General features: G+C 42.0%; 18 protein-coding genes. 13 read left to right on the forward strand and 5 right to left on the reverse strand.

Going from position 1 to position 26,602, the window contains the following annotated elements; genetic code table 11:
• Window positions 1-20: 20 nt before the first annotated feature.
• Window positions 21-1,949 carry a gamma-glutamyltransferase gene (gene ggt, locus AK825_RS06805; RefSeq protein ID WP_068039138.1) on the reverse strand — a complete coding sequence of 643 codons (1,929 nt, stop codon included), beginning with the start codon at window positions 1,947-1,949 and terminating at the stop codon, window positions 21-23.
• 398 nt (window positions 1,950-2,347) lie between these two features.
• Window positions 2,348-2,890 carry a Spy/CpxP family protein refolding chaperone gene (locus AK825_RS06810; protein ID WP_068035696.1) on the reverse strand — a complete coding sequence of 181 codons (543 nt, stop codon included), beginning with the start codon at window positions 2,888-2,890 and terminating at the stop codon, window positions 2,348-2,350.
• Window positions 2,891-3,156: 266 nt separating this feature from the next.
• Between AK825_RS06810 and AK825_RS06815 the strand changes: the two genes are divergently transcribed.
• Entirely contained in the window at window positions 3,157-3,843 is a 687-nt protein-coding gene (locus tag AK825_RS06815) for a response regulator transcription factor (RefSeq protein ID WP_068035698.1), read from the forward strand.
• On the forward strand, window positions 3,843-5,546 hold the full coding sequence (locus AK825_RS06820; protein WP_068035700.1) for an ATP-binding protein: 1,704 nt from the start codon (window positions 3,843-3,845) through the stop codon (window positions 5,544-5,546). The genes AK825_RS06815 and AK825_RS06820 overlap by 1 nt, the downstream gene beginning before the upstream one ends.
• 101 nt (window positions 5,547-5,647) lie before the next feature.
• On the opposite strand, the gene AK825_RS06825 is transcribed toward AK825_RS06820, so the two are convergent.
• The gene (locus AK825_RS06825; protein WP_068035702.1) at window positions 5,648-6,304 is read right to left on the reverse strand and encodes a hypothetical protein; all 657 of its coding nucleotides are present in this window, start codon (window positions 6,302-6,304) and stop codon (window positions 5,648-5,650) included.
• Window positions 6,305-6,647: 343 nt separating this feature from the next.
• Between AK825_RS06825 and AK825_RS06830 the strand changes: the two genes are divergently transcribed.
• The 11 genes from AK825_RS06830 (at window position 6,648) to ppc (ending at window position 24,083) form a co-directional block, all read left to right on the forward strand.
• Window positions 6,648-7,799 carry an acyl-CoA dehydrogenase family protein gene (locus AK825_RS06830; RefSeq protein WP_068035704.1) on the forward strand — a complete coding sequence of 384 codons (1,152 nt, stop codon included), beginning with the start codon at window positions 6,648-6,650 and terminating at the stop codon, window positions 7,797-7,799.
• A gap of 69 nt (window positions 7,800-7,868) precedes the next feature.
• Window positions 7,869-9,074, forward strand: a complete 1,206-nt coding sequence (locus AK825_RS06835; protein ID WP_264753654.1) for an acetyl-CoA C-acetyltransferase — start codon at window positions 7,869-7,871, stop codon at window positions 9,072-9,074.
• A gap of 57 nt (window positions 9,075-9,131) precedes the next feature.
• Entirely contained in the window at window positions 9,132-11,318 is a 2,187-nt protein-coding gene (locus AK825_RS06840; protein ID WP_068035709.1) for a 3-hydroxyacyl-CoA dehydrogenase NAD-binding domain-containing protein, read from the forward strand.
• A complete protein-coding gene (locus AK825_RS06845) occupies window positions 11,311-12,423 on the forward strand; it encodes a CaiB/BaiF CoA-transferase family protein (RefSeq protein WP_227514131.1) in 1,113 nt (370 codons plus the stop codon). Before AK825_RS06840 ends, AK825_RS06845 begins: the two co-directional genes overlap by 8 nt.
• A 457-nt stretch (window positions 12,424-12,880) precedes the next feature.
• Window positions 12,881-13,906: a histone deacetylase family protein gene (locus tag AK825_RS06850; RefSeq protein WP_068035711.1), complete on the forward strand. Its 1,026-nt coding sequence runs from the start codon at window positions 12,881-12,883 to the stop codon at window positions 13,904-13,906.
• Between the two features lie 87 nt (window positions 13,907-13,993).
• Window positions 13,994-15,421, forward strand: a complete 1,428-nt coding sequence (locus AK825_RS06855; RefSeq protein ID WP_068035714.1) for a sodium:solute symporter family protein — start codon at window positions 13,994-13,996, stop codon at window positions 15,419-15,421.
• 175 nt (window positions 15,422-15,596) lie between these two features.
• Window positions 15,597-16,871 carry a divalent metal cation transporter gene (locus tag AK825_RS06860; RefSeq protein WP_068035716.1) on the forward strand — a complete coding sequence of 425 codons (1,275 nt, stop codon included), beginning with the start codon at window positions 15,597-15,599 and terminating at the stop codon, window positions 16,869-16,871.
• A 64-nt stretch (window positions 16,872-16,935) separates the two neighbouring features.
• Entirely contained in the window at window positions 16,936-18,588 is a 1,653-nt protein-coding gene (locus AK825_RS06865) for a thiamine pyrophosphate-dependent enzyme (RefSeq protein ID WP_203226497.1), read from the forward strand.
• A gap of 181 nt (window positions 18,589-18,769) precedes the next feature.
• Window positions 18,770-19,693 (forward strand): LysR family transcriptional regulator, encoded by a 924-nt coding sequence (locus AK825_RS06870; protein ID WP_068035719.1) that lies wholly within the window; start codon window positions 18,770-18,772, stop codon window positions 19,691-19,693.
• A 161-nt stretch (window positions 19,694-19,854) separates the two neighbouring features.
• Window positions 19,855-20,922 (forward strand): maleylacetate reductase, encoded by a 1,068-nt coding sequence (locus AK825_RS06875; RefSeq protein ID WP_068035721.1) that lies wholly within the window; start codon window positions 19,855-19,857, stop codon window positions 20,920-20,922.
• A 380-nt stretch (window positions 20,923-21,302) separates the two neighbouring features.
• Complete coding sequence (ppc, locus tag AK825_RS06880; protein ID WP_068035724.1) at window positions 21,303-24,083, forward strand: phosphoenolpyruvate carboxylase; 2,781 nt, start codon at window positions 21,303-21,305, stop codon at window positions 24,081-24,083.
• 182 nt (window positions 24,084-24,265) lie between these two features.
• On the opposite strand, the gene AK825_RS06885 is transcribed toward ppc, so the two are convergent.
• A complete protein-coding gene (locus tag AK825_RS06885) occupies window positions 24,266-25,111 on the reverse strand; it encodes an IclR family transcriptional regulator (RefSeq protein ID WP_068035725.1) in 846 nt (281 codons plus the stop codon).
• Window positions 25,112-25,324: 213 nt separating this feature from the next.
• Window positions 25,325-26,590 carry an MFS transporter gene (locus AK825_RS06890; RefSeq protein WP_068035728.1) on the reverse strand — a complete coding sequence of 422 codons (1,266 nt, stop codon included), beginning with the start codon at window positions 26,588-26,590 and terminating at the stop codon, window positions 25,325-25,327.
• Between the last annotated feature and the right edge of the window lie 12 nt (window positions 26,591-26,602).

Genomic DNA, 26,602 nt, shown 5'->3' on the forward strand with positions numbered 1-26,602 from the left:
ATACCTAATCTAATACTCAATCAATATCCAACCACTGCCGCATCGACGATACGCGGATCAGAAGAACCGTAAACACCCTTAGGAGTCAACATAATTGATTGTGTTGAGCCCATTGCTGCTTGCGGGCTAACCGTATGGCCCATGGATTCTAGTTTTTTAATCGTATCGACATTGAGCGCCTTTTCAATACGAATCTCATCAGGTAACCATTGGTCATGAATACGCGGAGCATGAGTGGCCTCAGCGATATTCATATCATGGTCGATGACATTTGAGATGATTTGGGTGACGGTAGTAATAATACGACTACCACCCGGGCTACCAGTCACGATAAAAGGTTTATTGTCTTTAAATACCAAGGTAGGACTCATAGAAGATAATGGACGTTTATTGGCTTCAACGGCATTTGCCTCACCGCCTAATAACCCATAACCATTAGGCACACCGGGCTTGGCAGAAAAATCATCCATCTCGTTATTAAGTAAAATGCCCGTACCTTCAGCGACAAGGCCAGTGCCGTAAGAGAAATTAAGCGTATAAGTATTGGCTATCGCATTGCCGTCTTTATCAACGATAGAGAAATGCGTGGTTTGATCGCTCTCATAGGGTAGTGGGTTGTTGGCTTTAATCGTCGCCGCTGGCGTGGCTTGGTTTGGATTAATTAATGTACGCAGCTTATTTGCATACGCTTGAGAGGTTAAGCCGCTGGTCGGCACATCAATAAAGTCCGAATCTCCCAGATACTCAGCACGATCTGCATAGGCCAATTGCATGGCCTCAGCCATCAGATGGATGGTTTGCGCACTGTTTTGTCCGTAGTCTTTGAGCGGATAGCCTTCTAAGATGTTTAAAATCTGCACGATATGAATACCACCAGAAGAAGGCGGCGGCATAGAGACAATCTCATAACCACGGTAGTCTCCTTTGACTGGCTCGCGAGCGATGGCTTCGTAATTGGCTAAATCCTGCAAGCTCATGCTACCGCCAGCGTCATTAACGGCTTTGACTAATTTAGTCGCGGTCTCACCTTTATAAAAGCCATCAGCACCTTGTGCAGCAATTAATTTTAGCGAGCGAGCCAGTTCCGGCTGTTTTAGGCGTTCACCAGGTTGATAAGCGCTACCGTCAGGTTTAAAGAATATCTTCTTGGTGCTTGGCCATTTTTGCAGGCGATCGGTTAATGCGGTGAGCGACTCAGACAAGCCAGCGGTAACTTCTATACCATCTTCTGCTAATGCTATTGCGGGCGCCATCACTTGCCCGCGACTCATCGTGCCATGATCTTCTAACGCTTTTAACAGTCCTGCTACCGTTCCCGGCACCCCAACGGCTAAGCCGTGATAACGGGATAAGTCACTAACCGCGTTACCCTCAGCATCGAGATACATATCACGAGATGCGCTACTGGGTGCTTTTTCACGGTAATCAAGTGCCACTGTTTTGCCTTGCTTGGCATCATAAATCATCATAAAACCGCCACCGCCGATGTTGCCAGCGCGAGGTAAGGTAACTGCTAAGGCAAAGCCAACAGCGACCCCAGCATCAACAGCATTACCGCCGTCTTTTAGAATCTTTAAGCCAATATCGGAGGCGAGTGCTTCTTGAGTGGCGACCATGCCGTTCTTAGCCCATACAGGATGGTGAATAGCATCTTCAGAGTAGATGGCTTCATCGACTTTGGCATTGCTAGTCGTTGACGTAAGCGCATTGGTTTTCGCTCGTGTAATGCGCTTGGTTTCAGACAGTACGGTAGGATTATCAGCCATAATTGCTAGATTAATCGCACTGGTATTAATTGAGGTGTTATTTATCGAATTGGCATCAGTTGGGGAAACGGGTTCAAGTGCGTGAGCAGATACGGACAACAACAACGTACTGCTAATCAGCAACATAGCAGACTTTAGTGTTGTTTTTACTAATGTTTTATTTTGAGGGTTTTGAGCGCGCATAACATCGTTACAAGATTGAGAAGATAGTTTTGGCATCGCAAAGTCCTTTTTACGAGTGGGTAGGAAATCATACTGAAGTACTAAAGAGAACGATTATATAGTTAGATAGTAACGAATATAGCAGCGAGCGCAAAGCTGTTTATCAACTTTTATTTTTTGATATTACTAGGACGTGTCCTCAGTCTGAACGAGTTAACCTCTAATGGGCTAAAAATGGCTATATTTCCGTACCATTCTTACAGAAAGAATTTTTAAAGTTAATTAAAATATCAGATTGATTTGAACGTAAATGTGGAGAACTAAAAAGCGCACCGTTCATACGATGCGCTTTTTTATATTTTTATACCGAGTTTTATAAGACATTAAGTCTTAATATAAATCTCTCTATTAATGACAAATTACATGCCTTGGCGTTGCTGTTTATCATGCCCTTTACGGTTTTGTGAATGCTGACGACCTTTTTCTTGTTTTTCTGACTTAAGTTGTTCCATCTTGGCACGCTGTTCAACAGTTAAGACCTGCGAGATGGCGTGTTGAGTTTGAACGCGTTCAATAAAACGTTGTTTTGCTTTAGCCGCTTGCTGATCAGCCAAACGATTGACAGCTGCGTTGTTTAAGGTGCTCGCATTGGTTAATGCTTGCATTTGTTGATGCATTTGCGCACGTTCTGCTTTATTTTTTGTACGTTCAGCTTCGCGATCGCCATGCTTTTCTTGCATGATCGCTTTGATTTGTGCCTGCTGTGTGGCCGTCAAATCTAGCTGCGACATTGGACCTCTCATGCCACCTTTATGCATGCCTTCTTTCATACCCGCTTTATGTTGCTTTTCCATTTTGCTGGTCGTTGGTGCTGTATCAGTGGTTGCGTTGACACTAGTACAAGCTGTAACCGCAAATACGCTAGACATTGCTAATACTGAGCCCATTAATAATTTTTTCATTATCATTACCTTAATTTATGGTGTAAACGTTATTGGTTGTGAAACATTCAGTTTTTATCTGATCAGCCTATGAATGGTAAGTGTCCCGGATAGCCACTATCCATCACGGCTTGTCATCAGTATTTGTCGCTGATAGACGCTATCTTACGACAGTTAAAGGTTGCGAACATTTATGAAGTATTAAGAAAGGTAACGTTTATAGCCTATTGATAAGCACTTGCCTGATAATATGGGTAATAATGCTATTAAGGCTCAAGGAGACAGATGTGCCAAATATATTGCTAGGCGATGATGACGAAGAGTTGACCCAGTTATTACAAGAATACTTGCACAATCATGGTATTCAATGTGACTGCGTTCATGATGGTGAGGCAGTCCTGCAGAAGCTTAAAACCGCATCTAGTGATACTTCTGCTTATGATTTGCTGGTACTTGATATTATGATGCCTAAAATCAATGGGCTTAGTGTGCTACGTCAATTGCCAAATATTAGTGATATTCCAGTCATTATGTTGACGGCAAAAGGTGAAGAGATTGATCGTATTATTGGGCTTGAGCTTGGCGCTGATGACTACATTACCAAACCCTGCAATCCGCGTGAGTTGTTGGCACGCATCAATGCCGTTATCAAGCGTACTAATGCGGCGGCATCAGAGCATACTCTGCTACCAGAGAGTCGTTTGCATCTGGATCAAAATCAGCGAATTTGTCAGATAGATGGTGTAGAGCTACAAGTGACGGGGACAGAATTTGATTTGTTAGTCGCGCTACTCAAACAAAAAGGCGAGGTGGTGAGTAAGGCGTGGCTATCAGAGCATGTGTTGCAGCGTGAGTTACAGCCGTTCGATCGTAGCCTTGACGTACATGTGTCGCGCCTGCGAAAAAAACTACAACCTTTCCACGATGAGCCTATCAAAGCTATCCGTGGTAAAGGCTATCAGCTGGTGCTGTAATGACGGACTCATCGATGAAAAATGCCAAGAAAAATATTAACAATAAAAGTCTTAATCAAGCGCCTAAATTTAAGGTGCGAATCACGCTGTTTTGGCGTTTGTTTCTGAGCCTGTTATTAACGATTCTGATTACCTCTATTTCATCTATCGTAGTGGAGCGCTGGCTGGTCGAAAAAGCGCTGAATGCTCGTATGGATGTGCAAATTGATAGTTTGTTAATTAAGCGTCAAGAGATGGTTGAAGCGTTACAAATAGGTGATTTAACTACCGTTAGGCAAATGTATCGTGAAGACCGATGGCTTATGAATCAAATCAGAGTCTATGACGAGCAAGGCGCCATTATATTTCCGCGTTATCGTGATAGAGATGAGCGTAGACAAGAACATAGGCAGGAACGGATGCCAGATGAAAGGCAGACAATGAGGCCTTCATCAATGCCACCAATGCAGTTAATGCCCAAGCCTAATAATGAAATGTCTGTTAATAAAATGTCTGATAATGAAATGCCTGGTAGCAACGACGATAGAATATTGGATAATGAGCCGTCACTTTTAAATAATATCCTGTCACCGATGACAGCGAATCGTGCGAATATAGCTAATCCCGATAGTCGTCCTGAGTTGGCTGACGTGACGGTCGTCTTACCAGATGAGCAGGCAGTCATTGTACAATTGCGTCCGCATCTGCGTTTTGCCGACGTTGTAGCGCTGCAACGCGGTAATTTTCCGATACGTTTATTACTGATTATCCTCTTTAGTGTCTTAGTTTGTATTTGGCTGAGTCGTACGCTGACCCAGCGTATTCGCCGGGTACAAAACACAGTCCATCGTATGATTGACGGCGATTATCAGGCTAATCCCAATCTATCTAAAATGGGAGATGATGAGCTTGGTTTACTCGCGAAAGACGTAGCCAAGCTATCAACACGACTGGCGGAGAGTGAGCTGGCACGCAAGCAGATGCTCAGTGACATCTCGCATGAGCTACGCTCGCCATTGGCACGGCTTGACGTTGCGACTGAGCTGACGCGAGACTTTGCGCCGAATGCCAATCGTTATCTTGATCGTATTGATAAAGAATCTGCGCGGATGAATGAGCTAATCGAGCAAATCATTCATATTCAGTCCCTGCAAATGCAGCAATATACGATTGATAATCTAGAAAATGAAGCAGTTGATATTGCTGAGATTATCAGTGAGATTGGACAAGATGTCTGCTTTGAGTTTCAACAGAAAAACGTACACTGGCAATGGCAGCCGAATGATTCATTATTGACAGATACCTCATTAGCCATGCATTTATCAGCGACTTCTCCAGAAACTCCTTGGACAGTGCTAGGCAATCAAGAACAGCTACACAGTGCGCTTGAGAATGTCATTCGTAATGCGTTTATGCACACTGCAGCTGATTCAACGGTTATTGCTGAGATTAAACAAGCAGAGATAGATGGTAAAAGACCTGCTATTCAAATCAGCATAATAGATGAGGGCGGCGGCGTTGCGGATGAAGATTTGGAGCGTATTTTTCAGCCCTTTGTAAGGCTCGATTCTGCCCGTCATCGCGAAACTGGCGGCTATGGATTAGGATTGGCAATTGTCCATGCAGTTGTGATGGCACATAAGGGTCAGATCAGTGTCTATAATCGACAAGATGGTATTCAAGGATTGGTGGTGCAAATAGTGTTGCCTGCCTATTCTACGTAACTTGCACAGCAGTTACCTGCACAGCAATAAAAATTGTCTTACTAGCAGAACTTATGGCCATTTAATTGAATGGCCGTTTTAGATAAGCTATTTTAAAAAAGCTATTTAAGTGCAATCGTATAGCTCTGTGGCTTGTCTTGCAAATTGTAAGCTTCAATGGCTTGTAATTTGAATTCGTTACGATCGTAAAGGTCAGGGTCCTCAGCAGCTCTCGATTCAAGCAGATCCATGATGGAGTAATAATTTTCATCTGAAAAATCACCAAAAAGATTTTTGGCGATATAGTTTAAGTACTTTTTATTGTAGCCCCGTATTTCAAACTCCGTATAGTAGCTGTCTTTTTCACGACTGATGACGAGATTATCGGTTATCTCTAGCCGTGATGGACAGTTAAAACATCCTGGAACAAACTGCACATCTTTGATATCGACTTGACTGAGTAAATCCTGTGTTTTGGTTGTTTGACTATTATAATTCACATTGGACTTAGTCGTATATTTGCAGGCCTCATCATCTATTATTCTAATTCGGTTAATCTGATTCTTCTTATTTGTTTCTACATGAAGACTGCAATCCGCAGATTGTTGATTGCTATAACCGCCTAAACTTTGCTTTTTTAATCCTAAGTTATATTTCTTATTTAGGGTGTTTATGCTTTTACCCAAAGAGCTTGGTTTGATAAAGTTTTGATAATCTGCTGCATGGACAGGTATAGAGATAGTAGCGATTAAGCTGGATATTAATAACGTTTTCTTCATAACTTATACCTAAATTTCGAGAGCATTAGCTGACTTAGTATAACCATCAATGATGCGTTTTAAGCCAACTCTGTAAGCTTAACGCAATTATAGTCAACTTATTATCTGAATGCTATAACCATAAAAAAGCCCCAATACGGGGTTTTTGCGTAATTATGGCGTTAGAGAACGGGTTAAGATAATGATTAAAAACATAATAACATAACTTGTGATTAACGATATTGACTAGTAATCAGCAAAGTTAATGACCTAGTAGTTCATGAGCTTTGGTTTGGCAGTCATTGTATAAACAAGTATAGTGAATAATCAAACTACCTAGTAACCAAAGACCAAGGATGGATCAATGACTATTGCATGCTTTAAGCCGAAATGGATGGACGAAGAGATTGATATGCTGCACGAGAGTGCGCTCAAAGTATTTAAAGATTGGGAGGCCCATGATGAAAAGTGGCGTGAAAACGGTATGCTCGATCGTGAGGCTTGGTTAGAAGCGGGCGAGATGGGTTTTTTGTGTGCTTCAATGCCAGAAGAATATGGCGGGGCAGGTGGTGATTTTCGCCATGAAGCGGCGCTGATTTATGCGCAATCTGAAGCCAATCAAGCGGGCTTCGGTGGCTTTTTGCATTCAGGCATCGTCGCCCCTTATATTTTGCATCATGGTACTGAAGAGCAAAAGCAAAAGTGGCTACCCAAAATGGCAACGGGTGAGTTAATCGGCGCGATTGCTATGACTGAGCCAGGCACAGGCTCAGATTTGCAAAACATCAAGACTTACGCAGTCAAAGAAGGCGATGATTATATTATCAATGGTTCAAAAACTTTTATTACTAACGGTCAACTGGGTAATCTAATCATTGTTGCCTGCAAAACTGACCGATCTCTTGGCGCTAAAGGCGTATCGCTCATAGTTGTCGAAACCGATAATGCTCCGGGGTTTGAGCGTGGCAAAAAGCTTAAAAAACTTGGTATGGCATCACAAGATACCTCAGAGCTGTTCTTCAATAACATGCGTGTGCCGCAAGCCAATTTATTGGGTACGGTTGAAGGGTTAGGTTTTGCGCAATTAATGCAAGAATTACCGCAAGAGCGTTTGATTGTAGCACTGGCAGCAATTGGGGCGATGAAATTAGCACTGGACTTGACCATTGACTATACCAAAGAGCGCACCGCTTTTGGCAAGCCGGTATGGAGCTTTCAAAATACCCGCTTTAAGCTAGCAGAATGCAACACGCATTATATTGCCTCAAGCGCCCTATGTGATGCTGCTATTGAAGCATTGGTCGAAAATGAGCTCACGGTGCAACATGCTGCTTTAATCAAATATTGGGTGACCGAAAAACAATGCATCGTGATGGATGAGTGCGTCCAGTTATTTGGTGGTTATGGCTATATGATGGAATATCCGATTGCACGTTTATACGCTGATGCGCGGGTACAGAAAATCTATGGCGGTACCAATGAGATTATGAAAGAGCTGGCGTCACGCTTTATGTAAGCGACTCGTTTATAAATAATTGAAAATTCCATTAAGACCATTTCATTAAGACTATAAGGATATAGCATGATTCAGACGGCTTATATTTACGACGCCATTCGTACCCCTCGCGGTAAAGGCAAAGCAGGTGGCAGCTTAAATCAAGCGACCCCCATTTGGCTGGTACGCACCTTACTTAATGCCATGCAACAGCGCAATGATTTAGACACTAGCTTGGTCGACGATGTCGTGCTCGGCTGTGTGACCCCAATCGGTGAACAGGGCGCAGATATTGCCCGCATTGCGGTGCTTGATGCGGGCTGGCATGAAACTGTCGCTGGCGTGACATTGTCGCGTTTTTGCGCCTCTGGCCTTGAATCAATTAACTTGGCAGCGAGTAAAATCATGTCAGGTATGGAGGATATGGTCGTTGCAGGCGGTGTGGAATCAATGAGCCGTGTAAAAATGGGCGCAGATGGTGGCGCTTGGTTTATGGATCCGCGGGTAAATTCTGTGACTGGCTTTGCCCCGCAAGGCGTTGGTGCCGATACCATTGCAACACTTGAAGGTTTTAGTCGTACAGATGTTGATGCCTTTGCTACCGAGTCGCATAACCGTGCTGCTAACGCATGGGCTGCTGGTTACTATGATAATGCAGTGATACCTGTGCATGATTTGAATGGTCGGTTATTATTAGATAAAGATGAAACCATCCGTCCCGATACTACGGTCGATACCTTAGCAGGGCTCAAACCTTCATTTGCATCGCTTGGTGCTATGGGCTTTGATAGCGTCTTGCTAGACAAATATACCAGTATTGAGCGTATCAATCATGTGCATCATGCTGGTAATTCCTCTGGTATCGTTGATGGCTCTGCGCTTTGCCTTTTAGGAAGCGAGGCTGCGGGTAAAAAAGCAGGATTGCGTCCGCGTGCGAAAGTCATTATGGCGTCGGTTATCGGCTCTGAGCCCTCTATTATGCTGACCGGACCGACACCTGCTTGCCAAAAAGCGCTCAAAAAAGCCGGTATGACGGCAGCCGATATTGATCTATGGGAAATCAATGAAGCGTTCGCCGCGATACCGATGAAGACAGCGAAAGATTTGGGTGTCTCATTGGATAAAGTTAACGTCAATGGTGGCGCTATTGCCATGGGTCATCCGCTAGGAGCTACCGGAGCCATGTTACTCACCACTGTGCTTGAGGAATTAGAGCGCCGTGACCTAAAAACGGCAATGATTACCTTATGTGTCGGCGGCGGTATGGGCATCGCCACTATTATTGAGCGTGTATAAGCTATCTGTAAGACGATGATTAAATAATAAGTTTGAAATTATAAAAAAGGAATAGTAATGAGCATGGATTGCACCCAAACGATTAATGAGTTGGCAGATTTTTCTGCTGAGCGTGACGTTGACAATATCGTAACAGTCACTATCAACCAAACTGACCGTAAGATGAATGTGATTGATGATACTTTTAATCACTCATTTGCGATATTGGTCGATGCTTTTACAAACGATGAGACGGCTAAAGGGCTTATCTTAACGTCAGGTAAAGAGTCTTTTATCGTTGGCGCTGATATTGATCAGCTTGCTAGTATTCAAACCCACGAGCAAGCGTTTAAATTGGTTGAGTCGCTCAAGGCAAGCCTACGTAAGCTTGAGAAATCTGGCAAGCCGGTCGTTGCAGCAATGACAGGTTCAGCGCTTGGTGGCGGCCTAGAAGTTGCGTTGGGCTGTCATTATCGACTCGCCATCGATTCACCTAAAACCAAACTTGGATTGCCCGAGGTGAAATTAGGCTTGCTACCCGGTGGCGGTGGTACTCAGCGTCTGATGCGCCTACTCGGTATGCAAAAGTCGCTTGAGATGATGACCCAAGGTAAAATTGTTAGTGCTAACGCTGGCAAAGAGAGTGGGTTTATTGATGCGATAGCCAGTGACACAGACGACATGTTAAACCAAGCTAAAGCGTGGATTAAGGCCAATCCTGATGCGCAGCAACCGTGGGACAAAAAAGGCTTTAGCATTCCTGGTGGCAATGCGAATAATCCAAAGAACGCGCAAATGCTATCTGTTGCGCCAGCCATGGCATATCAAAAATCACACGGCAATTATCCTGCCATCACCCATATCATGTCTTGCGTATTTGAAGGTAGCTTACTTGATATCGATGCTGCACTTGAAGTCGAATCGAGATACTTTGCAGCTTGTGTACTCTCGCCTGAATCCAACAATTTAATCACTTCTATGTGGACGCAATTAAACCAGATTAAAAAAGGACAATCGCGTCCTAATGGCTTTGATCGACAAAAAGTAAATAAGGTTGCGGTACTTGGCGCAGGCATGATGGGTGCTGGGATTGCATATGTCGCTGCCAAAGCGGGCATCAATGTGGTGCTATTAGACACCAGTATTGAAAATGCCAATAAAGGTAAACAGTATTCAGAAAAATTGTTAGACAAAGCCATCAATCGCGGACGCTCAAACGATACCAAAAAACAAGCGTTATTAAGTAAAATTCAAACCACCACCTCTTACAATGATATTGAAGGTTGTGATTTAGTCATCGAAGCGGTATTCGAAAACCGTGATATCAAAGCCAAGTGTACCGAGCAAGCAGAAGCCGTCATTGCTGAAACGGTCGTCTATACGTCTAATACGTCGACCATTCCCATTACGAGCTTAGCCATTGCAAGTAAACGTCCGTCTCAATTTATCGGGCTGCACTTTTTCTCACCAGTCGATAAGATGCCTTTGGTTGAGATTATCATGGGCGAGCAGACTGATGATGAAACCTTAGCAAAAGCCTTTGATTTCGTTTTACAAATTGGCAAAACGCCTATCGTCGTCAACGACAGTCGCGGCTTTTATACCTCGCGCGTATTTGGTACGTATGTCTCAGAAGGTATTGCGATGTTAGGTGAGGGCGTGCATCCACGTCGAATTGAAGTGGCAGGTCTCAAAGCTGGTATGCCAATGCCGCCGCTCGCGCTGCAAGATGAAGTGTCGCTTGATTTATCTATGCATATCATGGAGCAATCCAAAAAAGATACGCTCAGCGAGGGCAAAGAATGGGTCAGTCATCCATCTGCTGCAGTACTTAGTGTGATTGCAAAAGACCACGAGCGCTTAGGTAAAAAGGTCGGCAAAGGCTTTTATGATTATTCGCAGAGTTCAGAGGGTAAGAGTGATAAGCACTTATGGCCAAAACTTACTGAGCTGTTTCCACCCGTTGATGAGCAGCTAGACATGCAAGAGCTGATAGATCGACTGCTCTATATCCAAGCCAACGAATCGGCTCGTTGTTACGAGGAAAACGTCTTGCGCTCTGTTGCGGAAGGTAATGTAGGGTCAATCTTTGGTTGGGGTTTTGCTCCGCATCAAGGGGGTACACTACAGTTTATCAATGCGACAGGTATAGAACAGTTCGTTGAGCGTAGTCTTGAGCTGGCCGCTAAGTTTGGTGCGCGTTTTGAGCCTGCACAAATTCTGATTGAGATGGCAAAAAAAGGCGAGGTGTTTTCAGATGACTGATAAGAATTCAAGACCGGACAATTCGATATCAAATATTGCGAAAGACATGATGGCTGACAGTCTAAACGGGCTCAAGGTTGTGGATCTCACGCGTAATCTCCCCGGTCCATTCGCGACACGCTTACTCGCGGATCTAGGTGCAGAAATTATTAAGATTGAACCAGAAAACGGCGACCCAGGACGTGCATTTGGCGAGTTATTCAAAGCTTTAAATCATGGCAAACACTGCGAAAAGGTGGATTTTCGTAGCAAAACAGGCATCGAAGCAATAAAAGCGCACATCAAAGATGCAGACGTGATGCTTGATAGCTTTCGCCCTGAGGTCCTTGTTGGAATGGGTTTAGATGCCGCTACTTTACATGCTATCAATCCAAAACTGGTGATGATTTCCATCACAGGCTATGGTATTCCAGAGGCGCTTGATGCTACAGGTAAGTCTTGGACAGCAAAGGCAGGGCATGATATCAACTTTATGGCAATGAGCGGCACCCTCAATCAACTCAAAACAGCCTCAGGCGACCAAGCCATGCCCAATATGCAATTTGCAGATTTGGCTGGCGGTAGCGATACCGCAGTGATTGCCTTGCTGGCAGCGGTATTTGCCGCTAAGAATACAGGACGAGGGCGACACATTGCCTTGAGTATGACGCACAGCTTGTATCATCATCTGGTCATGCCAAAAGCAACGGCCGATATGATGGAAAACATAAATGGACATCGCCCAGAGCCACATCAAGACTTTTTAGGGGGATGGTTGCCGTGCTATCGGTTATACACAACACAAGACGGTCGCCATATGGCAGTCGGTTCATTAGAGTTTAAATTTTGGCGATTACTATGCGAGACGTTAGACTTGTCTGAATACGTTGATGCTCATTGGCAGCGTGGATCAATGCCTAATACGAAAGAGAGCCAAGCGGCAGAAAAAGCAATGACAGAGAGATTTGCTAGTCAAACGATGACGCATTGGCAAAAGGTATTCGCAGAGGTTGATGCTTGCGTAACCCCTGTACTTAATTTGACAGAAGCTCAAAACCATCCTCTGTTTGCGCATCAAGACGAGCATCAAGCAACGGCAGCATGGCAGGTTATTGCTAGTGTATAAACTCAATTAAACGTCATTTACATCCTGTAGCAAAGAGTTAACCATAAAAAGGCCCCGATAAGGGGCTTTTTCGCATCTTTAATAAACTTTTATGTCATCTCTTTAATTTCTAGTAAGCACAATTAGCTCTTGATAGTCCAAATATAAATAGTGTTATTTAAACTTTCAGAATATCTCTGTTTTTTTCCGTATAGTCTTATATTTATAACAATATATCTATGGGTATTAGCTGTACTTATGCATAGTATTATTTTATATCGTTTGACTGCAATTATATAGCGCCATATATTGAATGTCTGCCGGAGATGACTGGTCTAAGAATAGATAGTTGATATTTTTTCAACTGTCTATTTATTTATCATTAGTATTTTTAATATAAAAACACCTATTAGCTGGTATTAATGGGCCGATAACTATTATTTATATAGAAATTATTTATAACAAGGGACTGTTTAGAATGAAAATATATAGCCATGAAAACCAAATGCTCCATCATCCAAAAACATATTTTTCTCGTGGACAAATGCGTGAACCACAAGAAAAGCCTGAGCGTTTAACGGAGTTACTAAAAGCGCCAGAAGCGATGGGATTAGAAGTTATCACTGCCAAAGATATAGGTATTGATCCAATATTGGCTGTACATGCCTTTGATTACGTCGAGTTTTTGAAGCATGGACATGATGAATGGATGGCGGTAGATGAGGAGATGGGAGAGGAGGTTCAAACGACCGTTTATATCCCAAATAATCCTGGTCTTGGAATCTTAGCTAAAGCAGCTAAATATCAAGCTGATGGCAGCGCACCTATTGGTAAGCATTCATGGACATCGATCTACTGGTCTGCCCAAACGGCGCTTAATGCTGCAGATTCATTATTGGACGATGCGACAAGTCAAAACGCTATCCAAGTCTGTATCACTAGACCTGCAGGTCATCATGCGCGCAAAAGTGCCGCTGGTGGCTTTTGCTATCTAAACAATGCGGCAATTATCGCTGAGCACCTCCGTCAAAAATACCAAAAAATAGCCATCATAGATACTGACATGCATCATGGTCAGGGTATTCAAGAAATATTTTATAACCGTAAAGATGTGCTCTATACCTCAGTACACGGCAGTCCTATTAATTTCTATCCAGTAGTTGCAGGTCATGAGCATGAAAGAGGTGAAGGAGAGGGGTATGGGTATAACATTAATTTTCCCATGCCTCATGGTACGGATGAAGCTGGGTTTTTTGATCAAGTCGATAAATCAATAGCATCTTTAAAATTGTTCAATCCTGACGTGATCGTCCATGTCTTAGGATTCGATGTTTATAAAGATGACCCTCAAGCTAAATGTGAAGTCAGTACGCAGGGTTTTAAAACTTTGGCGCAAAAGCTCAAAGCATTAAGCAAACCAGTCATTGTCTTAGTAGAAGGCGGTTACTGTATAGAAAAGCTTAATGAGAACCTACAGGCATTTTTATCTGGATTCACTGAATAAGAAAGTAGCGATTAATAAGTAAATAAGAAACCTCTGTTGAAAGGACTTCAACAAGCAAGATGTATGAAAATACAGGGAGAGTTAACTATGTATGATTCGCAGGAACGTTTAATTTTAGGCTTTTTAATTGTTATATATTTCTTTTTCTTATTTGGTGTATCACTTTATATCAACAAAAAGAGCATTAAAACCTACGATGATTTTAACGTTGCAGGAAGGTCGGTATCCCTATTCCCACTTATACTAACCTTCGTAGGTACTGCGGTTGGTGGTGCTACTCTTTTAGGATTTATGGAAAATGGTTTTTTATTTGGAATGGGTCAGCAGTGGTTAAATTTTTCGATTTTCCTTGCCGGTGTGGTAATGCTTGGGTTCTTCTTAAAGAGAATTCGTGCGCTTGGTGAAAAGTATGAAATGGTCACTATTGCGGATTTTACGGTCTTAAGATTTGGCGAAGGTGCTAGAATTCCTACGGTAGCCAGTACCATGGTTGCTTATAGCGCAATAACAGGATTACAGTTCGTAGCTATTGCTACTATCATCAATTTAACTATGGGTCTTGATATAACCACGGGTATTTTAATCAGTTGGGTGATGCTGACATTGAAGACCTATTTTGGTGGTATGAAATCAGTCATTTGGCAAGATGCATTTCATGGCACGATACAGACAATCGGCATCTTTATTCTATTTGTCGTCGTTATTATAGCTTCTGGTGGTTTAGAGGCAGTGCAACTTAATGTAGCAGCGTCTGATCAACCTGATTTTTTGAATATCATGGGTATTCCACCTTCTGAGGTGTTCGTTTATCTGTTGACTATTGGTGCTTACCAAATGGTTAGACAGGATTTATGGCAAAGGTTCTGGGCTGCTGGAAGCGCTAAAACAGCTAGAACTGGGTATTGGATTGCTATTATCTTAGGTGCTGTAACCGCTTTTATGATTATTGCCATTGGCGTTATGGCTCGCTTTGGACTCAATTTGGGAGAAATTGATTCAAACTTGACTTACTACGCAGTAATTAGTGATGTATTTAGTTTCCCAATGGTTGTAGTAATGATTATTGCCCTGCTCGCAACGGTTATTTCAACAGCAGATTCGTTCTTTATGGCAGGCGCTTCTTCAATTGCAAACGATATTATTAGACCAAGGCTAAAAGAGACACCTGATCTTGATAAGCGGTTATTAAAATACAGTCGTGTATCTGTCATAGCAGTTTCTGTCCTCTCACTTCTACTTGCCCTTTATATCCCTCAATTGGTTAGTTTATTTGTGACAGGTGCTGCTATGTTAGTGTCAAGCTTATTAGCACCAGTTGTTGCTGGTTTATTCTGGAAAAAAGCCACTCGATTGGGCGGTACAACCGCAATGTGGGTCGGTTTAATTGTAGCTGTCATTTGGCAAGTGCTTGGTCATCCATTTGGTTTACATCCTGTATTTGTAGGTCTGCCAGTTTCGATGCTACTAGTTGTTTTTGTGTCATTAGCAACAAGCGATTCAAGTAGTGAGATTTAGATCTTTTAATTGAGTGAAGTTGGCTAAGTTTTGTTCAATTAAAAACAACAAGGATGTTTGGTATGAGGATTTCGATTCTAAAAGTGCTCGTGCTCGCTTATGGCGACATTTATTCCAAAGTAATGAGTGCGACTAATAGTCAGATTAAATTTTCTATTATTAATGTGAGGTTTCTATGTCTAAACAATTAACTTCTATTCTAAATAATAGCGATGTGCAGAAAAATTTTAGCTGGCGTACGATTGGTCCTGGTATTTTATTGGCATCGGCAGCTATTGGCGGCTCGCATTTAATATCCTCTACTCAAGCTGGAGCAACTTATGGTTGGCAGCTTGCAGGTCTCATAATTATAACTAACCTATTAAAATATCCATTTTTTCGCTTTGGTACCGATTATGTCTATGGTACCGGTGAGTCTTTAATTGCTGGTTACTATAAAAAATCAAAAGTTTACTTGGGTGTTTATCTATTTTTATCTATGTTTGCATCAGTAGTAGGCACGGGTGCTGTTGCCTTGCTTTGTGCTGCTATTTTAGGATTTATGTTGCCTGACAGCCTTGGGCTATCGACTATTACGCTATCTGTCATTGTCATGGGCATCTCTTGGGTATTTCTGGTCGCAGGACATTACAAGCTGCTAGATAGCGTTAATAAGTGGATTATCATTGCGCTAACGTTTGGATCTTTAATAGCCGTTATTGTCGCTGCTGGAAAACCTACCGTGATGACAGCAGATTTTGTAGCAACGTCACCTTGGGATTTAGCGACTTTAGGATTTCTTGTTGCACTGATGGGTTGGATGCCTGCGCCAATGGAGTTTTCTGCTATTAACTCGATGTGGATATCGGCAAAAATTAAAGCCGAAAATACGACGCATCGCCAAGGGCTTATTGATTTCAACGTAGGTTATAGCGTCTCTACTATTCTAGCACTGGTATTTTTGGCATTGGGTGTATTTGTTCAATACGGCTCTGGTCAAGAGATTCAAACGGCAGGTAGTGATTACATTGGTCAATTAATCAATATGTACACAGCTACTATCGGTGAATGGTCAAGATTCCTCGTCGCTTTCGTGGCATTCATGTGTATGTTCGGTACTACACTCACCAGCGCAGATGGAACAGCGCGCGCAAATTCTGAATGTTTACGACTTTTTAAAGGTAATAAAGAGATTACCAATAAACAGATATTTTTTTGGACAACCTACGCTATTGTTGGAGGATTGATCATCATCATCTTCTTTACTGGTCAACTGGGCTCAATGCTTAAATTTGCAATGATAGCTGCCTTTATTGCAGCACCCATTGTCGGCGGGTTGAACTATGTATTGATTAAAGATCATAAAAAATTATCCACGCTAATGAACGTATGGGCAATCTTGGGATTAATATTCTTAACAGGAATTGCTTTGCTATTTATCGCTAATTTATTAGGACTTTTTACTATTTGATATTTGAGCAAATAAATAGTGTTCTTACCTGATTCTCAAAGAAAATAATATTAAGGAGATTAAAATGAGTAACATCATTCATGGTGGTCAAGCAATCGTAGATAGCCTGCAATTGCACGGAGTCAGTCGAACGTATGTTGTTCCAGGTGAGAGTTACCTTTCAGTATTAGATGGATTATATGATGTTGATATCCAGACGGTCGTCTGTCGTCACGAAGCTGCCTGTACCTATATGGCAGATGCTCATGGCAAGTTTACCGGTCAGCCAGGTATTGCTATGGTGACACGTGGGCCGGGTGCGGCGCAAGCCTATACCGGTATTCATACTGCATGGCAGGATGGCGTTCCTCTTATATTATTCGTTGGTCTCATCCCTGTAGCTGATAGGGGTCGGGAGTCTTTCCAAGAATTTGACCCTAATCAGTGGTTCTCCAGTCAATGCAAGCGTGTCTTTATATTAGACGAAGTATCAAGGGCGTCTGAAATTGTGGCTAAGGCTTTTCATGCAGCATTAGAAGGACGGCCTGGTCCTGTTGTCGTGGGATTACCTGAAGATATTATCCAGCAGGAGTTCCATGGTCAGATGCATCCGGTGATACCGGTAGCTGAGGGCTGTATCGCTGCTGACAAGCTTGATATTATTAGAGATACTTTGTCAAAGGCTTTGCAGCCATTGATTTTTGCTGGAGGTCAGAATTGGTCTTCTGATGCATCCAAGCAACTAACCAAGTTTGCAGAAGATAATCATCTGCCTGTTATTCATGATTGGCGCGCCTCAGACCGAGTTGCTTTTGACTCTCCAGCACATGCAGGCTACCTAGGTTATGGACGTTCCGATGACTGTGCAGCTTTAATTGAAAATGCTGATATATTGCTCACGATAGGTACAGTGTTGGGCGACGTTGCAAGTGATGGGTATCGTCTACGACAGTCTTTTGATAAGCCTAATTATATTGTCAATCTAGATACCAGTTTACGCGGTCATAGTGGGTCAGTTACTGAACATATTGTCGCTAGTCCCATTAGCTTCGTTGAAGCTATTAGTAAGTTGGAGATAGGAGGATCAGATTCTCGTAAAGACTGGTTTAATTATTGCCATGAGCAGCAAAGAAAAGATTGTGCATTTCCAGAGGTAAAAGCTGAGCAAGATGATACTTCTCAGTCTTATGCCAATATGACAGAAGTTATCCGAGAGCTTACTAAGCTCTTACCGAAGGATGCTGTGTATAGTTTTGGGGCGGGCAATCATTGTTTATGGGCTCAGCGTTATTTACCCACTCATACCTTTCCAAGTCAGCTTAGTACTAGAAACGGTGCGATGGGTTATAGCTTGCCAGCAGGTATTGTCGCGGCGTTAGAGTCACCAGATCGTCTGTCAGTCGTAGTAACTGGAGATGGTGAATTCATGATGAATGAAGCAGAGTTATCAACCTCCATACGCTATAACGCACCTGTTTTAATTATCCTCATGGACAATCAGCAGTTTGGCACTATTCGCCAGCATCAAGAAGCACATTACCCTGATAGAGTATCGGGTACGCAGCTACAAAACCCTGACTTTGCTGCATTAGCAAATGCCTTTGGTGCACATGGTATACGAATCGATAATAATAGAAATATTAAGTCCAGTGTAGATGAAGCAATGCGAGTAGTCCTAAAGGATAAAAAAACAGTGTTACTGCATGTGCTTACTGACCCTGAGGAGCTTATGCCCTAAGTTTAATGTAGGGTGTTTCTAGTAAAAAAACGGGAGTTTTTTAGAACATACTGGGATTATCCTCACTATCTATTAGCTTATATTGTATTATGATTTAGACGTCATAATTAAAAGCTGGCTATCTAGATATAGATAGCCAGCTTTTAAATCATTCGATTACTCATATAGGCTTCAAAAGGTCATGATGCAGAAAAAATTAGCAGATAGTCTAAATTGGGCGCTACTTCACGTGTTGATTATCATATATGAAGAGGGAAGTATTAGTGCTGCTGCTGATCGATTAAACATTACCCAGTCAGCTGTTAGTCAAAATCTCAAAAAACTTGAAGAACAGCTTGAAAGCCAGCTTGTTATTCGCAATACAAAGCCTCTAGAGTTGACACCTATTGGTCGTTACTGCCTCCAAATTGCTCAGACGATGTTTACAGAGATTACCTCTATTGAGGCAATGAGAGGCAGTAACTCCCATCTTTTAGAAGGTGTGGTCAAACTATTGGTAGTCAGTCGCATACACAATCCAAAATATAATCAATTTTTAGTGTATTTCAAAAAAAAGTATCCCAATATTACGTTAGATTTAACTGTCAAATCTAGTATGGATATATTGAATAACTTAAACCAAAAAACTCCTGCTATTGGTATTTGTTTGGCTAGACGTATTCCTGAGAACCTCAATAAAGAACTACTATTCAATCAACGCTATTATCTATACTGTGGCTACCATCATCCTTTTTTTTTAGAAAAAGAATTGAGCTTTGATAGTTTATTAAAAGAAGATTTTATTGCTTTTAATAGTGAAGATATCGGTGATGTTCTCTCACCAATCACTGTGTTTAAAGAGAGTCATGATCTAACAGGACGTATTAGTGCCTATACTAATAATCTAGATGAGGCAGTGCGTCTGATTTATACAGGATATGGTATTGGCGCTTTGCCTGATCAATTTATTGCGGCTACTCATCTGGAGTCTAAACTTAGACGTTTGCCACCTAAGGAAGGTATTGCCGATGTTCCTGTATATATTTTCTGGCATGAACATCGTCATTTATCCCTTCTTGAAGCAAAATTTATTGAAGAAATCGTAGCGTTTGATATCTCTCTTTAGACGTAGCTTTAAGCTAATTGCTATTCTTAAATACATCAATCATGTTTAAAAAAATGGTCGAGGTTTTGATAAGACATTGAAAGTAAGAAGATTGATACTTCATACTAATGAGATTCCAGCGTATTTTCAGTGAGAGTTGTTTTCTAAATCAGGATGATATTATGAAAGATTTTCATTACCAAGCTTTACCGCTCGACGTTCATTTTGGGAACGGTAAATCAGCTGAAGCCAAAGATATTTTGATACAGCATGGTTATCATAAAGTTTTGGTAATTACGACACCTGGTCAAAAAGAAGCGGGTCAGAAGTTATCGCAGCAATTACAAGAGATTTCAGTAGGCGTGTATCCGCACGCTGTGATGCATGTTCTGGTAGAAGTCGCGGACAAGGCGGTAGCATTCGTCCAATCAAACGATATTGATTGTTGTCTGGCTTTGGGCGGTGGCTCTACGATTGGGCTTGCCAAAGCCATTGCTCTAAAGACGCATTTGCCGATAGTCGCCATACCAACTACCTATGCAGGTAGCGAGATGACGACTATTTATGGCATCACTGAAAACAATCTAAAGACCACTGGTAAGGACATTCACATCCTACCCAAAGTAGTGATTTATGATCCAGAGCTAAATCTAACCTTGCCTGCGCAAATCTCAGCTTGTTCAGGTATGAACGCCATGGCACATGCGGTAGAAGCGCTATATGCTGACGATAAAAACCCAATCGTCAGTCTCATGGCGATTGAATCTATCAAAGCATTAAAGTCTGCTTTGCCTGTAATTGTAAAGGACTTGACGAATATTTCAGCACGTCAGAGGGCAACCTATGGCGCTTGGTTGGCAGGGGTTTGTCTAGGTTCGGTTGGTATGGCCATTCATCATAAGATTTGCCATACCTTGGGTGGCACATACAATCTTCCACATGCTGAAGCCCATGCTATTACGCTTGCGTATTCGGTGCATTACAACCGTAATGCTGATATTGAAGCCATGGATCGATTGGCAGAGGCTTTAAGTGTTAGTAGCCGTGAAGAGGTCGGTTTAGAAATCTATCGTTTAAATCAATCTTTAGGGATTCCGTTGGCATTAAAAGACATTGGCTTACCCGAAGAGGGGCCAGCTGAAGTAGCGCAAATTATTTGTGATAGTCCTTACTATAATCCTCGTGATTATGACTATGAAGAATTAAAAGATTTATTAAATAAAGCGTATCAAGGACTGCCTCCTGCTTAGAAGTTGCGTAAGAGTTGTCATTTAAAAGCGCTATTTTTTAGGCTTCAATATCGATGCAAAAGTATTAGACGATTTCTTAAACTTATATTGACTTAACTGGGTGTTGCATTTTATGTGGATAGTCCATTAGGTTAGTCCTGCTAGCCTAGAGCCTTTTGTATATCATTAAGGTTCGATAGTTTTGCTATGATTAATGTGGTAAATTGCTTGAGCTGCTAAAATAATGAAAGTGGTTGGTTTATGACAGTAAATAACAATAAGTTAAAAAATTAAAATTGTGATTTTTAACGACGATAAACTGTTATGACAGAAAACTGCAGAAAGATTACCCTCAAAGCAGTGTGACTATTTTGCCAATTAATTCTATGAGAAGGTTAAGGATGATGATAGATAACAACGTATTACGTGAACGCATGAGCTTATTGGGTTCATTCTTAGGGGCTGCGATTTCTCGCCAGTCTGGTGAACAGACAGTGCATACCATTGAAACACTGCGTAAAGGTTTTATCCAACAACGCCGCGAGCCTAATGAAGCACAGAAGCAGGAGCTTATTGACTTCATTGCCTCTTTAGATAATCAAACCTTAAAAAACGTCATACGTGGCTTTTCTATCTACTTTTTCTTAGCAAATTTAAGTGAAGAAAATTACTTACGTGAGCAACGTCATACCTTGCGTGTCCAATCTGAACAAAGCTGGGAGGGGTCGTTTCGTCGTACCCTGCTTGAGTGTCGTGAACGCAATATTGAACCTGCTCAGATGCAAGAGCTGATTGATCAACTCAAATTTATTCCTGTATTTACCGCACACCCTACTGAAGCTCGCCGCCGTACGACGATGAATATCTTGCAAAGTCTATTTACTCATAGCGATGCTTTAAATAATCTTAATGAAGACAGTTTCGCCTACGAGCAAGCGAAAGAACAAACGGCGCAAACGATTGATTTGTTATGGTCATCTGATGAAGTACGTACACGTAAGCCTTTGGTTTATGACGAGATAAATAATGGACTGCATTATTTTAACGCCAGTTTATTTAATGCCATTCCAAAGGTTTATCGTAATATTAAAAGAGCCATTATCGATATCTATCCAGAGCTAGCAGACTACCCATTACCAGCATTTATGAGCTTTGGCTCTTGGATCGGTGGTGACAGAGATGGCAATCCATTCGTGACTTTTGAGACCACAGAGCTTGCCGTACTAATGCATGCTGATACCGTGTTGCGTCACTATCAAGTACTACTCAAAAAACTGCGCCGCCAGCTCATTCATAGTGATACGATTGTGACGGTCTCAGCTGAGGTCTATGCCAAGATCAAAAGTTACGATGAGCTCGACAGACGAGTCTTTGATTATAATCTAGATGATTATGGCAATGAGCCTTATCGTAGATTACTCTCCTTAATTCTTACTAAAGTTAACGCTACTAATCGCCTTATTCAAAGTAAGGGCAGTGATAGTGACGCTAAAAAAGATGCCTACGCCGACCCAGAAGAGCTGTTAGAAGATTTACGCATCATTCGTCAGAGTGTGAATGGCCATGACACTGCCCATGCAGAAGGGTTATTACTCGATATGATTCGTCTGGTAAAAACTTGCGGCTTTCATTTAGCTGCGCTCGATATTCGTCAAGAGTCGTCTTATCATAGTGAGGTGATTGCCGATATTTTTGCCAGTGCCTCTAATTTGCCGGATTATCAAATGCTGGGTGAAAGTGAGCGCCAAGAATGGCTCACTCGTTTGCTTGAAAAGCCTGGTACACCGCTCATCTATACCGATAACTTGACTGATAAAACACGTGAACAATTGGCATTGATGAACTCTGTGGCGACATTACGTAAGCTGGTTGGGCAAGAGACCTTTGGCAGTTATGTTATTTCGATGACCAACAACGCCAGTCAATTATTAGAAGTATTGCTATTAATGCGGTTTGCAGGCTTGTGCAGGGTTGATGATGCAGGTCAACTATCTGCTGACTTACCAGTTGCGCCGTTGTTTGAGACGATCGAAGACCTTAAAAATATTGACAAGATATTACCTGCCGTGTTGGATAATCCACTCTATCGAGGACTGCTCCAACACTCAGATAACACCCAAGAAATCATGCTAGGCTATTCAGATTCATCAAAAGATGGCGGCATCATTACCTCTGCATGGCAGCTTTATAGTGCGCAGCAAACCATCAACCGTATCGCTGAGGAATACGGTATCAAAACGCGCTTGTTCCATGGGCGTGGTGGGTCAGTGAGTCGTGGTGGCGGATCAACACATAACGCGATCGCAGCGCAACCAGCAGGTACACTACATGGTCAGATTAAAGTAACTGAACAAGGCGAAGTACTCTATGCCAAATACGCCAATACCGATACCGCTGTATTCGAGCTGACCATGGGTATTACGGGTACCCTGAAAGCCTGCTCTACCAGATTCGTTGTGCAGCCCGCTGAGCTGCCAGATTATGAAGCGCTCTTTGCACGTTTGGCAGATGCAGGTGAGCAGCGTTATCGTGAACTGACTGATAATACTGAAGGGTTCTATCAGTTCTACTCACAGGTGACCCCTGTGCAAGAAATCTCTTTATTAAATATTGGCTCACGTCCAGCGCATCGCAAAAAAGGCTTGCCAAGCAAAACGACTTTACGGGCCATTCCTTGGGTATTTGGTTGGTCATTGGCGCGTTTTACCTTACCTGCTTGGTATGGCGTTGGCAGTGCTCTACACAGCGTCAAAGAAGACGAAGAATTAATGAGGGAGATGAATAAGCATTGGCCATTTTTTAGCGTATTTATCAGCAATATCGAGATGGCTTTTACCAAGTCTGAGATGAATATCGCTCATGCCTATAGTCAGTTATGTGAAGATGAGGCTTTGCGTGAACAGATTATGAAAGCGGTCATCGATGAGCACGATTTGACCTATTCAGGCCTAAATTCTTTGCTTAATCAAACGTCTTTGTTATCTAATCAGCAAAACCTTGCCGCCTCACTACAGTGGCGAAACGCTTATTTAGATCCGATTAACTATATACAAATCGAGCTGTTAAAACGTGCCAGACAAAAAGACGTTACAGGCGTCGTCGATCATGATGAGCTTGACGTTGAAGATCCATTAATCCGTAGTATCAATGCCTTGGCCGCAGGTCTACGCAACACGGGTTAATGGCTAGAGCAGCATATTGGTTGATTAAACATAGTAAAGCGATACAGGAATAATCAAAAAGCCCTTCAAGCTATAATATATTAAGGCTTGAAGGGCTTTTTTATGTTTTAAAATTTTGTTCAATAAATTCGTAAGCGGTTTTTCTGAATTTTTAAGATTGTTTGAGCTAATTAGAAAACGCTTTAGCTTATATAAATGTTGCCCTCGATATTATTCTTCATATGCAGCAACCGAGGAGCGATGTCTTCTTCTAATTTAGTACGGCTAAGAACAAAACTTGGCGCGCCACAATTAAAAGTCAGTAAGCCCTCAGTAGGGTGCATCATTGCAGTGGCGACGGCATTGACATCTTTTTGCCATTCGCTAATCGAAAAACAATATCCATAATCCTCATAATCTTTAAAGGCTTTATCCAGTCCTCGCCTAATCTTTAACCAATCATCTTTGAACTTACTACGAATGGCATCAAGGATGAATTCTTGCTCAGCAGGTGGCATACTGGCTAAGCAAGCTCGTCCCATGGAACTTAAATGAATGGGTAGGTATGAGCCTACATTGCGTCGCATGGTAGTCGTGCCAGACCCTTGCACTACATTTAGATACACCATCATCAGACGATCACGGGTTGCCATAGCAACTGCACTATTGGCATAATCCGCTAACTCCTCCATGTACGGTGTGACTAAATTGTTGATAGAGATATTCGCCATCATCGTATAACCAAACCCTAACACACCCGCAGAAAGCTGATATTTACTACTGTTGGTCGATTGCTTTAAATATCCTAATTTGACTAAGGTATAAGTAAGACGCGTAATCGTCCCTTTAGGGAGCCCCGTCAATTGACTTAGGTCTTGATTGCCGAGATAAGGACGTTGCGGGGTAAAACAACGCAGCAGCTCTAATCCTCGGGCCAAAGCCGTGACAAACTGCCTGTCGTTTTTATCTCTCATGTCACTAATCGGCTCTAATAGCTCAATATGTGTTGATTCATTAGAGTTTTCGTCAGCAAGGGTATTAGTAGTCATACAAAGTTTATTAGTCTCGATTAAGTTAATGTGAACATTATAAAGAATACACTACTTAGGGTGTTTTATAAAAAACAAAAAAAAGGTTGTATGCTAATAGTAGTTTGCACCTTTAATAAGACTGTCTTAAAGATGCAGTATTAAAAGTGCAGTGAAATTCTTAACACAGCTATTATAAGCTATTTCGCTATGCGGTATATATATTGAATAATATTACGCCTTTTGTGGGTCATACTGTTGCTCTTTGATGAACAAAGTTGGAATAAGACCACATAAGAAGTACGCGCCTGCCATAAGTAATAAACCTGCACCGATAGAGTTTTGCATGGCCATATAACCAATGGCGACAGGTGCAATAACTGAACCAAGGCGTCCGATATTGAATGCGCCGCCAATAGCAGTACCTCGAATAGCGGTAGGGAAGCTTTCGGTTAAATAGGTGGCATTGATTGCATAAGGGATACCATATAAGAAACCAAAGGTTATCATTAACCAACCGATGTTTTCTGGAGTATGCATATAGACCAATATTGGAATAAACAGTGCGGTGCCCATCGTACCGAAGGCAAATACTATTTTACGACCAATTCTATCAGCCACTAGACCTGCCACTACTTTAGCAAACATCATGGTCAAATAGGTACCCGCCATATATAGAGCCATCTCTTTAAACTTAATACCCAGTTCAGTTTCTAGATAAGAAGGTAGCCAGTTGCTTACCCCGAAATAACCAAACAGTAAAAGTCCTGAACTCATTGACCATAAAATGAACATGATGCGATGTTTTGGATTTTCAAATATTGCTTTATAAGGATTTTCAGGTTTTTGCAGCGAGTTTTTCGCGCCACTGAGTTTCAGTGCACGTGCCTCTTTCCAAGAATTTGGTTCAGGTATAAGAAAGTACATTGCTATCGATAGAATAATAGGTAAAAACGTCAACAGGTATAGTGTGCGCCAACCATAACTAGGAATAATCCAAGCAGAAACGCTAGTGATCACTAAAGACCCTAAAGTAAAACCTGTCATCAACATCGCAAGCACAGTCGTTCTATGTTTGGTAGGTACCATTTCAGACATTAAAGTATTAGTGGCAATATATAAACTACCAAGACCCAAACAAGCGGTAAACCGTAATGCTATAAACTGCTCATAGCTCTGCACAAATCCACTAAAACCAGATAGCACGGAGAAGAGCGCTGTCGCAATCACGATAACACGTACTCGTCCAAAACGATCACAGGCCCAACCGCCGAAAAATCCACCGATTGCCATGCCAAACAATGACCAACTGCCTAAAGCACCAGCTTGTACATTGGTCAACCCAAACTCTAGCTTTAGACTTGAGAGTGTAAAGGCGAGAATACCAATATCAGCTCCATCACATAATAGAACTAAAAAACAAAAGAAGAAGGCCAATTTCCAAGGTTGCTTCTGGACAGAGCTTAAGCTTGAATCTGAAGTTATAGCGGCACTTTTCACAATTTATATCCT

The sequence above is a fragment of the Psychrobacter sp. P11G5 genome (assembly GCF_001593305.1).
Classification (GTDB): Bacteria; Pseudomonadota; Gammaproteobacteria; order Pseudomonadales; family Moraxellaceae; genus Psychrobacter.

Excerpts from the sequence above, each read along its gene's own strand:
- AK825_RS06830 (WP_068035704.1), top strand. The coding sequence starts at position 6,648 with ATGACTATTGCATGCTTTAAGCCGAAATGGATGGACGAAGAGATTGAT.
- AK825_RS06885 (WP_068035725.1), bottom strand. The coding sequence starts at position 25,111 with ATGACTACTAATACCCTTGCTGACGAAAACTCTAATGAATCAACACAT.
- ppc (WP_068035724.1), top strand. The coding sequence starts at position 21,303 with ATGATGATAGATAACAACGTATTACGTGAACGCATGAGCTTATTGGGT.
- AK825_RS06840 (WP_068035709.1), top strand. The coding sequence starts at position 9,132 with ATGAGCATGGATTGCACCCAAACGATTAATGAGTTGGCAGATTTTTCT.
- AK825_RS06865 (WP_203226497.1), top strand. The coding sequence starts at position 16,936 with ATGAGTAACATCATTCATGGTGGTCAAGCAATCGTAGATAGCCTGCAA.
- AK825_RS06875 (WP_068035721.1), top strand. The coding sequence starts at position 19,855 with ATGAAAGATTTTCATTACCAAGCTTTACCGCTCGACGTTCATTTTGGG.
- ggt (WP_068039138.1), bottom strand. The coding sequence starts at position 1,949 with ATGCGCGCTCAAAACCCTCAAAATAAAACATTAGTAAAAACAACACTA.
- AK825_RS06820 (WP_068035700.1), top strand. The coding sequence starts at position 3,843 with ATGACGGACTCATCGATGAAAAATGCCAAGAAAAATATTAACAATAAA.
- AK825_RS06810 (WP_068035696.1), bottom strand. The coding sequence starts at position 2,890 with ATGAAAAAATTATTAATGGGCTCAGTATTAGCAATGTCTAGCGTATTT.
- AK825_RS06870 (WP_068035719.1), top strand. The coding sequence starts at position 18,770 with ATGATGCAGAAAAAATTAGCAGATAGTCTAAATTGGGCGCTACTTCAC.
- AK825_RS06860 (WP_068035716.1), top strand. The coding sequence starts at position 15,597 with ATGTCTAAACAATTAACTTCTATTCTAAATAATAGCGATGTGCAGAAA.
- AK825_RS06845 (WP_227514131.1), top strand. The coding sequence starts at position 11,311 with ATGACTGATAAGAATTCAAGACCGGACAATTCGATATCAAATATTGCG.
- AK825_RS06855 (WP_068035714.1), top strand. The coding sequence starts at position 13,994 with ATGTATGATTCGCAGGAACGTTTAATTTTAGGCTTTTTAATTGTTATA.
- AK825_RS06825 (WP_068035702.1), bottom strand. The coding sequence starts at position 6,304 with ATGAAGAAAACGTTATTAATATCCAGCTTAATCGCTACTATCTCTATA.
- AK825_RS06850 (WP_068035711.1), top strand. The coding sequence starts at position 12,881 with ATGAAAATATATAGCCATGAAAACCAAATGCTCCATCATCCAAAAACA.